Source organism: Pseudomonas sp. LB3P14 (assembly GCF_054898045.1).
The window spans coordinates 3,786,990-3,798,674 of sequence record NZ_CM142714.1; the positions used below are offsets into that span (position 1 = coordinate 3,786,990).

The window sequence follows — 11,685 nt, forward strand, 5'->3', positions numbered from 1 at the left end:
AAATACCTTTTTTCAAGGCATCACTCAAGGGAAAATGTAGTAATAACCACAACATTTTCGCAAAATACTGATTCCGAGTGGTGGTCGGTCGGAGCCATCAGTAGGATAGGCCACCGTTACGGGCCCGATCAAAGTCCCAATTTGCATAGCCGGGGCCCTAATTTGCATTGCTCTCTTGTTTGCGGAGCTAAGGAACATATATGGACCGCGTGCGAAATTTACTGGAACAGATCCAGAATCGCCTTGAAGACCTGAACAAGGCAGAACGCAAAGTCGCCGAGGTGATCCTGCTCAACCCACAGCAGGCCACCCGATTCAGCATCGCCGCCCTCGCCCAAGCCTCAAAGGTCAGCGAGCCGACGGTCAACCGTTTCTGCCGTTCATTCGGCGTCAGCGGCTACCCGGAACTCAAGCTTCAATTGGCCCAGAGCCTGGCCAGCGGCGCGGCGTATGTCAGCCGGGCGGTTGAAGCCGACGACAATCCGGAAGCGTATACCAAAAAGATTTTCGGCAGCGCCATCGCCTCGCTGGACAGTGCGTTGCAGGCGCTTGACCCGAACCTGATCAGCCGCGCCGTTGATCTGTTGATCCAGGCCCGGCAGATCCACTTCTTCGGCCTGGGCGCCTCGGCCCCGGTGGCGCTGGATGCGCAGCACAAGTTCTTCCGCTTCAATTTGGCCGTCACCGCCCATGCCGACGTGCTGATGCAGCGCATGATTGCGTCGGTGGCGCATACCGGCGAGTTGTTCGTGATCATTTCCTACACCGGCCGTACCCGCGAACTGGTGGAAGTGGCGCGTATTGCCAGGGAGAACGGCGCTTCGGTGCTGGGTCTGACGGCCGAGGGGTCACCTTTGGCCAAGGCCAGCACCTTGAGCCTGAACATTCCGCTGCCGGAAGACACCGACATTTACATGCCGATGACGTCGCGGATCATTCAGCTGACGGTGCTGGATGTGCTGGCGACCGGCATGACCTTGCGTCGGGGCGTGGATTTCCAGCCGCATTTGCGCAAGATCAAGGAAAGCTTGAATGCCAGTCGGTATCCGATTGGGGATGAGTTTAATTAGGATGCTGATCGTTCCCACGCTCTGCGTGGGAATGCCTCTAGGGACGCTCCGCGTCCAGTGACGCGGAGCGTCACGGGCTGCATTCCCACGCAGAGCGTGGGAACGATCATGGTCTCAAGCACCTACCCGCGCCTGCAAACTCAAATGCGCCCTCTCCCCCGGCGCCAAACTCAGGCTGTCCGTCCCACCGCTCGCCGCCTCCACACACACAAACTCCGAAATCTCATTCCAGCTCACCCCCAGCAACGGCCGCGAGCCGGGATGCCAGACCACCGTGTCCGCATCATCACCGGTATCGATGCACAACTCCCGCTGCCAGGCGTGGTCCTTGAGCTGTAATTCGCCGTCATGCTGGAACACCCGCTGACAGCCCCCCTCTACCCGCAACTCGCCTTCCTGATGACAAATCTGACGGTTCAACTGGTCGTAACCCTGTGCTCCATCGAGCCCAGACAGCGCTACCTCGCCGACGTCGCCAATACGCCAATAGGCGTGCAACGCCTGACTCAATTGGCACGGCAGGCTGTCCTGATGCTCGGTACTCAGGCGTAAATCCATGCGTTCACCCAAGTGCGCGTGCAGGTCCACTTGCCAGTCGCACAACTGAAGTTGCCAGTGCAGGCGCACGCCATCGTCATCTGTGTTGCTGTCCAGAAGTTTCCAGTCGATCAACCGTGCCCAACCATGGGAAGGCCAGGCGTTTTCGCTCGGATGACGGCCATACCACGGCCAGCACACGGGCACGCCGCCACGAATCGCGCCGACCTGCGGCCACTTCGCGGCGCACCAGAGCCAGGGTTTCTGGCCCTTTGGCTGAAAGTGCAGCAACTGCGCACCCTGCCGACTGAACACCGCCTGACACAGCGGATGGTCGATCACCAGCACGTCGCGCATCTGATAGCGCTCCCACGCAAACACCGGACGTTCGCGCAAGGATTTGAAGAAGCGTTGTAGCGGATGCTCATGCATGTGCCACGGTCCTGAAAATCACCCGGGGTGCGCCGCCCCCAAAAAAAAGCGGACAGCCTGGGCTGTCCGCAAAAATGCGCACATAGAGAGGAGCTTATCGCAACAGCGTTAGAACACCGACTGAATTTTCAGACCGGCGACCAGCGCGTTGTCGACTTCATCAACACCACCCGGGTGAGTGATGTATTGCAGGTTAGGACGTACGGTCAGCCAGTTGGTAACGTGGAAACCGTAGTTGATCTCGTAGTTGTACTCAGTGCTACGCAGCGGCGAGAACAGTGGATCCTCGTACTCGGTGACACCATTGGAGGCGTTGACCAGCTCAGCGTTTTTCTTCACGTCATCGTTGACATGGATACGGGCGAAACCGATACCCATGTCATCTTTTGGACGTGCATCGAACGGGCCCTTGTACACAAACATCAGCGACTGGTAGTTGTCGACGAAGTTGGTGTCCTTGTCGTGGAAAGTGGCGTTGGCTGCGATGTTCAGACCGCGGGACGCGTCACCGTTGTGGCTGGTGAGTTGTTGCTGTGCAACGAACCAGTAACCGTGTTTGCTATCGTGGCTGCGATAGGCATTACCGCTGGTGGCTGCATCATTGCCGTCGGCATCCTTACGGACGTCATCGGCGTTGGCCGTGCTTTTGTAGTAACCGACACGGTATTCGCCCGGCAGGTTGCCAGGGTTAGGCAACCAGACCAGTTCGACCGGCAGGACGGTGCCGTTGGTACCACTGCCGCTGAGCTTGAAGCCGTTACCGTGCTCCAGTTGCGACGTGTTCTGGTTGTACGCGCCGATCTGCGCATAGAACTCAGGCGAGATGTTGTACTTCACGCGGACCGCAGCCTGCATGACCGGCCAGTTGTACCAGATGTTGGTCGCCCAGTTACCCGCTTGGGAACCGCAGAACGCCAGGTTCTGGAACTCGCAAGGGAAGGTGTTGAAGTCCTCGCCTTCGCCGAAGTAACCGGCTTTGACGTCCAGTTTTCCGTCGAGGAACTGGTGCTTGATCCACAATTGGGTCAGACGGACCATATGGCCACGGCCGTAGACTTCCTGGGACGAACTCAAGGTGCCGGCACGCGGGTCGCCGACACGGTCATTGGAGATGTTCTGACCGTTACGGTTGGTGAACTGGATCTTGGCCTGGGTGTTATCCCAGCCCCACAGTTTTTGCAGGTCCAGCGCCACGCCCAGGCCAAACTGGTCGGAGTAACGCGCGGTCTTGTCATCATTAAACCCGCCGTGGAGGTTGCCGCCCACTTCACCGACGTAGTCCATCTTGATGTCGATACCCTGCTCGATCAGCTTGGTCCGCTCGCCACCCCAATCACCGGTCATCCATTCGGAATCGGCGCTGAACGCGTCAGCCGCGTGCACGCTACCGGCCAGCATCATTGCCGCAATGGCTGACAACTGGCAGATAAGCTGAGCGTTGTTGTTCTTCTTCATCCCTACATCCTCGTTTTATTGTTATTAACTGTTTTTATCTAACGCGGTGACATCGGTTGCGACGGGCTACTGTCCGCCCGTCACGGATTCAACGGCCCTTGAACTGCGCCACATTGGCACTGTGAGTCTCGGTTTTCGGCTGACCGGCCACCCCCAGGCGTTCACCGGTCTTGGCATCGAACAGCAGCACTTTCGATGGGTCGAATTGCAGGGTCAGGGTCTCGCCGACGGCCGGCGCGACGTCCGGCGCCAGACGGCAGCAGACTTTGGTTTCGTTGAGATTGACGAACACCAGGGTGTCGGGACCGGTCGGCTCGGTGACCTGGACTTCGGCGCGAATGATCGGCAAACCATTCGGCTCGCTGCCCGCCAGCACGATCTGCTCCGGGCGCATGCCGAGGATCACTTCGCGGTCTTCAAGACCGGCGTCCTGCATGCCCAACGGCAATTCGCAACGCGCCTGACCACTGTCGAGCAGCGCCACCAGACGACCGTCCTTGCGCTGCAAACGCAGCGGGATGAAGTTCATCGGTGGCGAACCGATGAAGCTCGCCACGAACAGGTTGGCCGGGTTGTTGTAGATGTCTTTCGGCGTGCCGAATTGCTGAATGATCCCGTCCTTCATCACCGCCACTTTGTCGCCCAGCGTCATCGCTTCGATCTGGTCGTGGGTCACGTAAACCGTGGTGGTTTTCAGGCGCTGGTGCATCAGTTTCATTTCGGTGCGCATCTCGACGCGCAGCTTGGCGTCGAGGTTGGACAGCGGTTCGTCGAACAGGTAAATCTTCGGCCGCCGCGCCAGAGCACGGCCCATCGCCACGCGCTGTTGCTGACCACCGGAGAGCTGGCCGGGTTTGCGGTTGAGCAGGTGTTCGATCTGCAGCAGCTTGGCCACCCGCGCCACTTCCGCTTCGATGTCGGCGGCGGGCATTTTGCGGATCTTCAAGCCAAAGGCGATGTTCTCGCGCACACTCATGGTCGGGTACAGCGCGTAGGACTGGAACACCATGGCGATGTCGCGGTCTTTCGGGCTCATGCCACTGACGTCCTGATCACCGATCATGATCGCGCCGCCGGTGATGGTCTCCAGGCCGGCGATGCAATTCATCAGGGTCGACTTGCCGCAACCCGAAGGTCCAACAAGAATCAGGAACTCACCGTCCTTGATCGACAGTTCGATGTTCTTGAGGGTGTCCGGCAGGCCGGGACCATAGGTCTTGTTTACATTGCGAAGTTCGAGCGTTGCCATGATTACCCCTTGACTGCGCCGGCCGTCAGCCCGCGCACGAAATACTTGCCTGCGACCACATAGACCAGCAGGGTCGGCAGCCCGGCGATCATCGCCGCCGCCATATCAACGTTGTATTCCTTGGCCCCGGTACTGGTGTTGACCAAGTTGTTCAGCGCCACTGTGATGGGTTGCGAGTCACCGCTGGAGAACACCACGCCGAACAGGAAGTCGTTCCAGATCTGGGTGAACTGCCAGATCAGGCAGACCATGATGATCGGGGTGGACATCGGCAGGATGATCAAGCGGAAGATGGTGAAGAAACCCGCGCCATCCAGCCGCGCCGCCTTCACCAGTGCATCGGGAACGCTGACGTAGTAGTTACGGAAGAACAGCGTAGTGAACGCCAGGCCGTAGACTATGTGCACGAACACCAGGCCCGTGGTGGTGCTGGCCAGGCCCATCTTGCCGAGGGTAAACGAGGCCGGCAGCAGGACGGTCTGGAACGGCAGGAAGCAACCGAACAGCAGCAGGCCGAAGAACAACTGCGACCCACGAAAGCGCCACATCGACAGCACATAGCCGTTCAGCGCACCGATGGCGGTGGAGATCAGCACCGCCGGGACGGTGATCTTGATCGAATTCCAGAAATACCCGTCGACCGTGCCCCAGGCCTTGACCCAGCCAATGCCGCTGACCACGGTCGGCCAGCTCAGCAGGTTGCCGGAGTTGATGTCTTCCGGCGTCTTGAAACTGGTCAACAGCATGACCACCAGCGGTATCAGGTAAAGGAGTACGGCAAGGATCAGCACGCCGTAGATCGCGATGCGACTCAGGCTGATGGAAGGTTTGGCAGCGAAACTAGTCATGACGCTTGGTCCTCAGCTCGGAGTACAGGTAAGGCACGATGATTGCGAGAATCGCACCGAGCATCAGAATCGCACTGGCCGAGCCCATGCCCATCTGGCCGCGACTGAAGGTGAAGGAATACATGAACATCGCAGGCAGGTCGGAGGAGTAACCCGGGCCACCGGCGGTCATTGCCGCCACCAGGTCGAAACTCTTGATCGCGATGTGGGCCAGGATCATCACTGCACTGAAGAACACCGGGCGCAGGCTGGGCAACACCACTTTCAGGTAAATGCGCGGCATGCTCGCACCATCGATCTGGGCGGCACGGATGATCGATTGATCAACGCCACGCAGGCCGGCGAGGAACATCGCCATGATAAAGCCCGAGGCTTGCCATACCGCAGCGATCACCAGGCAATACACCACGCGGTCCGGGTCGATCAGCCAGTCCAGACGAAAGCCTTCCCAGCCCCAGTCACGCAGCAATTTGTCCAGGCCCATGCCCGGGTTGAGCAACCACTTCCAGGCAGTACCGGTGACGATCATCGAGAGCGCCATCGGGTACAGGTAAATGGTGCGAATGAAACCTTCGCGACGAATGCGCTGATCAAGAAACACCGCCAGCAGCACACCGATCACCAGGGTGATGCCGATGAACATGCCGCCGAAAACCGCCAGGTTCTTGCTCGCTACCCACCAACGGTCGTTGTCGAACAGCCGCTCGTATTGCGCCAGGCCCGCCCATTTGTAGGTCGGCAGGAAGGTTGACGTGGTGAACGACAGGACGAACGTCCACAGGATATAGCCATAGAAGCCCACCAGGACGATGAACATGCTGGGCGCCAGCACCAGTTTGGGGAGCCAGCGCTGCAGTGCATCGAACGGCGAGGCCTTGCTGAACACAGCAACAGAACTCATGGGAAGATCCCGTACGAAGAGAAAGGATTACTTATGCATCCCTTGTGGGAGCGAGCCTGCTCGCGAAGACGTCGTGTCAGTTGATACATCTGTTACCTGACACACCGCTTTCGCGAGCAGGCTCACTCCCACAGGGTCTGCGCGGCTAACGGTTACTTGGCAGCTTTGACAGCAGTGCCGAGTTGCTTGGCGGCAGTGGCAGGATCGGCTTTCGGATCGTTGATGAAGTTGGTCACGACATCAAAGAACGCGCCTTGTACCGCCAGCGTGGTCGCCATGTTGTGCGCCATGCTCGGCTGCAGGCCGCCGGACTTGGCGTCCGCCAGGAAGTCCTTGGCAGCGGTCTGGGCGCAGGAGTCGAAACCGTACTTGCCCATGTCGCTCAGCATGTCGATTCGAACCGGGATCGAGCCCTTGTTGATGCTGAAGACTTTCTGGAAGTTCTCACCCAGCACGACCTTGGCAATGTCCTGTTGCGCGGCAGCAGTGCCCTTGTCTTTCTGCTTGAACACGGCCAGGGAGTCGATGTTGTAGGTGAAGGCCTTGTCGGTACCCGGGAAGGCTACGCACTCGTAGTCCTTGCCGGCGACTTTCTTGGCCGCTGTCCATTCGCTCTTGGCCCAGTCACCCATGATCTGCATGCCGGCCTTGCCGTTGATGACCTTGGCCGCTTCCAGGTTCCAGTCCTGGCCTTTGCCGTCGGCGTCCATGTAGGTCGCGACTTTCTTCAGCTCGGTCAGCGCCTTGACCATGTCAGGACCGGTCAGTGCAGCGTTGTCCAGGTCGACCAGGGCTTTCTTGTAGCCGTCGACGCCCATGACCGAAAGGACCACCGCTTCGAACACGGTGCTGTCCTGCCAAGGCTGGCCGCCGTGGGCAAGCGCAATGAAGCCCGCCGCCTTGAGCTTGTCACCGGCCGCGTAGAATTCCTGAAGGGTGGTTGGCGCTTTCTCGATGCCGGCTTTCTTGAAGACTTCCGGGTTGATCCACAGCCAGTTGACGCGGTGAATGTTCACCGGCACGGCCACGTAATCACCCTCATACTTCACGGTATCGGAGACTTTCTTGTCGAGCAGGCTGTCCCACTTCTCTGTTTTGGCAGCGTCTTTCAAGACGTCGGTGTCGAGCAGACCGGTAGACGCCCATTCCTGGATGTCCGGGCCTTTGATCTGCGCTACGCCCGGCGGGTTACCGGCAACGGCGCGGCTTTTGAGTACGGTCATGGCCGTAGCACCGCCACCACCGGCGACTGCGCCGTCCTTCCAGATGAAACCGTCTTTTTCGACTTGGGCCTTGAGGACATCGACGGCAGCTTTTTCGCCACCGGACGTCCACCAGTGAACGACTTCTACCGAACCTTTGGAATCGGCGGCAAGCGTACTGAGGGGAAATGCACTGAGGGGAAGCAATGAGGCAAGAGAAATGACAGTAGCGAGGCGAGAAATCGCATTCATCTAGAATTACCTTTCTTGTTGTTATGCATGCAAGTCTGGTGCTTGCGCTGCACGGATTTTAAACAGGAGTTACCCCTTCGCAGGTAACGAAGGGACGCTTGAATGTCACCACATGGTTACACAGGCGCGCTCCGGGACAATTGCCCCAAGGCAGTGGCCATACTGGGCGCCAGCGGCAGGCGCGGAATCAAAACCGCCTGCCAGGCGTGATACAGATCGGGTTTTCCGGCCCAGATATCGGCACTTGGGCGGTTTTGCGGGTCGAGTTCATGGTGCCAACTGCCATCGCAACGGTCGATAAAATGACTGTCACAGAATTCCCAGAACAGTCGGTACCAGGTTTCGTATTGCTCCTCGCCCGTGCGTTTAAGCAGCGCGCTGGCGGCAGCACTGGCTTCGCAATGGGTCCAGTGCAAGCGATGGCGGACAACCGCGCGATTGTCCCAGTCGAGGGTGTAGACCATCCCGGGCAGCCCGTCGACATCCCAGCCGTGGCGGCAATTGTTATCGAAGAGTTTTTGCGCGTCCGTCGCCAGCCAGCCCGGCGTGAGCATCCCGGCCTGAACCCGCGCGGCTTCGAGATGCAGCAACAGCCGCGCCCATTCGAAACCGTGGCCTGGCGTGGTGCCGTAGGGGCGGAAACCGTCGGCCGGGTTGTCGTGGTTGTAGTCGCGCAGGGCCTGCCAGTCGCGATCGAAATGCTCGACCACTAGGTAGTCGTTGGCGGCGGCGTGACCGTGGATCACCCGTTCGACGATGCGCTGGGCGCGGACCAGCCAGCGGTTATCGTCGGTGACATCCGCCAAGGCGAGAAAGGCTTCGGTGGCGTGCATGTTGCTGTTGGCGCCGCGGTAGGCTTCTTCACCGCTCCAGTCGCGATCAAAGGATTCGCGCATCGCGCCCTCCTCGTCGCTCCAGAAATGCGTGTCGATGATGTTGATCGCATCGTCGAGCAACGCTTGTGCGCCGGGGCGTTGCGCGACCACTGCGGAACTGGCGGCGAGGGCCACGAAGGCGTGCAGGTAAGCAGCCTTGCCGGTGTTGTCATCGCGATGATGGGCGACTGCAAACCAGCCACCGTGTTCGGCATCGCGTAACGGGCCGCTGAGCGCTTTGATGCCGTGATCCACCAGCTCGGCAAATCCCGGCAAGCCCTGAATATGAGCCATGGCAAAGCTGTGGGTCATGCGGGCGGTGTTCATGGTTTCGGCTTGAGCGTTGGCCGGGAGGTGGCCTTTTTCATTGAGATTGCCGAAGCCTTCGGGAAGCGTTGAAGCCTTGGCAAACGCCAGCAGGCGCAGACCTTCGGCGGCGAGCCATTGTTGATGGGCAGGTGCGTTCAGCCAACTGCTGAAAGCAGGTTGGAAGGTGTCCATGGGGTACCTTTTTTGTTGTTATGACTGGGGGCAGTCTAAACAACAGGGGGTGGCGGGCTTGTAACGAAGGGGGCAGGTTTTGTCACTGGACTGTGACAAAGAGCCAGAAACTCAATCCACCGACCGAGGCAACTGCAACGTCACCCTCAACCCACCCTCACGCAAATTCTGCAGGCTGACCTCCCCCCCATGGCTATGCGCAATATTTCGCGCAATCCCCAACCCCAACCCATAACCCTGCTGCTGCCCGGCCAATCGGAAGTGCGGCTCGAACACCTGCTCCATCCGTCGCTCCGGCACCCCTGGCCCCTCATCGTCCACATGCAGGATGAACGCACTCTGGTCGTCATCAATGTGCAAATGCGCTTTCTTCCCATACTTCAAGGCATTGTCGATCAGGTTGCCGATGCAACGCTTGAGCGCCAACGGTTTACCGGGATACGCCGCCAGCGCACGCCCTTGCTGAGTGACGCGACCATTACCGTTGGGCGCCAGGTACGGCTCCACCAGACAATCAAGCACGTGGTTAAGGTCCACCGGTTCGATGTTTTCGTGGATGTCGGTGTCTTTCACGCATTGCAGCGCGCCTTTGACCAGCAGCTCCAGCTCATCCAGATCGCGACCGAACTTGGCTTGCAACTGTTCGTCTTCAAGCAGTTCCACCCGCAGTCGCAACCGGGTAATCGGCGTGCGCAAGTCATGGGAAATCGCGCTGAACAACTGGCTGCGCTCGGTCAGGTAGCGGCTGATGCGTTCGCGCATTGCGTTGAAGGCGCGGCCAACCTCGACCACTTCACTGCCGCCGCCCTCCGCCACTGGCTCGACTTCCGCGCCGAGGGACATGTCCCGTGCTGCACGCGCCAAGCGTTTGAGCGGCCGGCTCTGCCAGTGCACCAGCAAGCCAATGAACAACAGCAAGAAACCGCTGGTGAGCACGATAAACCAGACTTGCTGCGCCGGCAGGCCTTGCTCTTCAAGACTGGTGTAAGGCTCGGGCAAGAGCGAGGCGATGTACAGCCATTCGCCCGGCGCCATCTGGATTTGGGTGACCAATACCGGCGGGTTCACCGGCTCCAAAGTGAGCGCGTAATGCGCCCATGAGCGCGGCAATTCATCGAGTTTCAGCCCGCTGTTGAAGATCCGCAGGTCTTCGGGACTGACAAAGGTCACCGAGATATCCGTGTCGTGACCCAGGGACTCGCGCAGCACTTCGTCCACCACTTTGAGCACGGCGGCCTTGCGCGGGGTGATCGGCAGCACTTCCATGCCCAAGGGCTTGTCGTTAAGCGTCACCACGAAACGGGTGCCGCCCATGCTGCGCAATTGATCGAGCACCAATGGACGAAACGCTACCGGCAAAGAGCGGAAGTAACTGACGCTGGCCGTCATCGAGTGGGCCAGGCTACGGGCGCTGGTGACCAGGCCTGCAAGTTGGGTGGCGCGCAGTTGCGAGACCCAGATCACGCTCGACAGCGTCTGGGCGAACAACACCGCCAACAGCGTCAGCAGTAACATCCGCCCAAGCAGCGAACGCGGCACGGGGATTCGTGCGGCGACTTTGCGGAAAAACTCAGTGGCCATTGCTGGCAACCACATTGGCGGCCAGTTGGTAGCCGCTGCCGCGCACGGTACGGATCAGCCGCGGCGGTTTTTCGGTGTCACGCAGGCGCTGGCGCAAACGGCTGACGGCCATGTCGACGATGCGATCCAGCGGCATCAAATCGCGGCCACGGGTGGCGTTGCCGATGGTGTCGCGATCGAGGATTTCCTGGGGGTGATCGAGGAACAGTTTCAGCAGCGCGAAATCGGCGCCGGAGAGAATCACTTCTTCGCCATCGATGTGGAACAGTCTGTGACTGACCATGTCCAGGCGCCAGTCATCGAAGGCCAACACTTCACTGCCGGAACGCTCCTGCCCGAACTGCGCGCGGCGCAACAAGGCTTTGATGCGCGCCTGCAATTCGCGTGGGCTGAAGGGTTTACCGAGGTAGTCGTCCGCCCCCAATTCCAGACCGATGACGCGGTCGGCCTCGTCGGAACTGGCGGTGAGCATGATGATCGGCACCTGGGCCTGGCGCGGGTGCTGACGGATCCAGCGGCAGAGGCTGAAACCGTCTTCGTCCGGCAGCATCACGTCGAGAATCACCAGATCGCTCGGCGCCTCGTTCATCGCCTGACGAAAGCCTGCACCATCGGGCGTGGTACGAACCTGGAAACCGGCGCGGGTCAGGTAGGTGTCCAGCAACTCGCGTATCTCTTGATCGTCATCGACCAACAAAATCGACTTGTTGACTGAGCTCACGGGACGGCATCCTTGTTGTTTGAATTGGGCGGATTATGCCTGATGAACTTCGATCGTTCCC

The 11,685-nt window shown here is 59.6% G+C and carries 10 protein-coding genes; 1 reads left to right on the forward strand and 9 read right to left on the reverse strand.

Features of this window, described 5'->3' with window-relative positions:
* Positions 1-209: 209 nt before the first annotated feature.
* Positions 210-1,070 (forward strand): MurR/RpiR family transcriptional regulator, encoded by an 861-nt coding sequence (locus ACYZT5_RS17620; RefSeq protein ID WP_177318169.1) that lies wholly within the window; start codon positions 210-212, stop codon positions 1,068-1,070.
* Between the two features lie 114 nt (positions 1,071-1,184).
* On the opposite strand, the gene ACYZT5_RS17625 is transcribed toward ACYZT5_RS17620, so the two are convergent.
* The 9 genes from ACYZT5_RS17625 to ACYZT5_RS17665 form a co-directional block, all read right to left on the reverse strand.
* Complete coding sequence (locus tag ACYZT5_RS17625; protein WP_462046697.1) at positions 1,185-2,039, reverse strand: D-hexose-6-phosphate mutarotase; 855 nt, start codon at positions 2,037-2,039, stop codon at positions 1,185-1,187.
* Positions 2,040-2,147: 108 nt separating this feature from the next.
* Positions 2,148-3,494, reverse strand: coding sequence for a carbohydrate porin (locus ACYZT5_RS17630; RefSeq protein WP_462046698.1), 1,347 nt, complete (start codon positions 3,492-3,494; stop codon positions 2,148-2,150).
* A gap of 88 nt (positions 3,495-3,582) precedes the next feature.
* The gene (locus ACYZT5_RS17635; protein WP_046056152.1) at positions 3,583-4,743 is read right to left on the reverse strand and encodes an ABC transporter ATP-binding protein; all 1,161 of its coding nucleotides are present in this window, start codon (positions 4,741-4,743) and stop codon (positions 3,583-3,585) included.
* Positions 4,744-4,745: 2 nt separating this feature from the next.
* A complete protein-coding gene (locus ACYZT5_RS17640) occupies positions 4,746-5,591 on the reverse strand; it encodes a carbohydrate ABC transporter permease (protein WP_462046699.1) in 846 nt (281 codons plus the stop codon).
* The gene (locus tag ACYZT5_RS17645) at positions 5,584-6,492 is read right to left on the reverse strand and encodes a carbohydrate ABC transporter permease (RefSeq protein ID WP_046056150.1); all 909 of its coding nucleotides are present in this window, start codon (positions 6,490-6,492) and stop codon (positions 5,584-5,586) included. Before ACYZT5_RS17645 ends, ACYZT5_RS17640 begins: the two co-directional genes overlap by 8 nt.
* Before the next feature lie 152 nt (positions 6,493-6,644).
* Positions 6,645-7,946: an ABC transporter substrate-binding protein gene (locus tag ACYZT5_RS17650; RefSeq protein ID WP_462046700.1), complete on the reverse strand. Its 1,302-nt coding sequence runs from the start codon at positions 7,944-7,946 to the stop codon at positions 6,645-6,647.
* A 116-nt stretch (positions 7,947-8,062) separates the two neighbouring features.
* Positions 8,063-9,322, reverse strand: coding sequence for a D-mannose isomerase (locus tag ACYZT5_RS17655; protein WP_462046701.1), 1,260 nt, complete (start codon positions 9,320-9,322; stop codon positions 8,063-8,065).
* Between the two features lie 111 nt (positions 9,323-9,433).
* Positions 9,434-10,903 carry an ATP-binding protein gene (locus ACYZT5_RS17660; protein ID WP_462046702.1) on the reverse strand — a complete coding sequence of 490 codons (1,470 nt, stop codon included), beginning with the start codon at positions 10,901-10,903 and terminating at the stop codon, positions 9,434-9,436.
* Complete coding sequence (locus ACYZT5_RS17665) at positions 10,893-11,624, reverse strand: response regulator (RefSeq protein ID WP_008155851.1); 732 nt, start codon at positions 11,622-11,624, stop codon at positions 10,893-10,895. The genes ACYZT5_RS17660 and ACYZT5_RS17665 overlap by 11 nt, the downstream gene beginning before the upstream one ends.
* Positions 11,625-11,685 lie beyond the last annotated feature (61 nt).

What these genes read in the sequence shown, in the direction of transcription:
- ACYZT5_RS17625 (WP_462046697.1), bottom strand. Translation starts at nt 2,039, where the DNA reads ATGCATGAGCATCCGCTACAACGCTTCTTCAAATCCTTGCGCGAACGT.
- ACYZT5_RS17630 (WP_462046698.1), bottom strand. Translation starts at nt 3,494, where the DNA reads ATGAAGAAGAACAACAACGCTCAGCTTATCTGCCAGTTGTCAGCCATT.
- ACYZT5_RS17650 (WP_462046700.1), bottom strand. Translation starts at nt 7,946, where the DNA reads ATGAATGCGATTTCTCGCCTCGCTACTGTCATTTCTCTTGCCTCATTG.
- ACYZT5_RS17660 (WP_462046702.1), bottom strand. Translation starts at nt 10,903, where the DNA reads ATGGCCACTGAGTTTTTCCGCAAAGTCGCCGCACGAATCCCCGTGCCG.
- ACYZT5_RS17655 (WP_462046701.1), bottom strand. Translation starts at nt 9,322, where the DNA reads ATGGACACCTTCCAACCTGCTTTCAGCAGTTGGCTGAACGCACCTGCC.
- ACYZT5_RS17645 (WP_046056150.1), bottom strand. Translation starts at nt 6,492, where the DNA reads ATGAGTTCTGTTGCTGTGTTCAGCAAGGCCTCGCCGTTCGATGCACTG.
- ACYZT5_RS17635 (WP_046056152.1), bottom strand. Translation starts at nt 4,743, where the DNA reads ATGGCAACGCTCGAACTTCGCAATGTAAACAAGACCTATGGTCCCGGC.
- ACYZT5_RS17640 (WP_462046699.1), bottom strand. Translation starts at nt 5,591, where the DNA reads ATGACTAGTTTCGCTGCCAAACCTTCCATCAGCCTGAGTCGCATCGCG.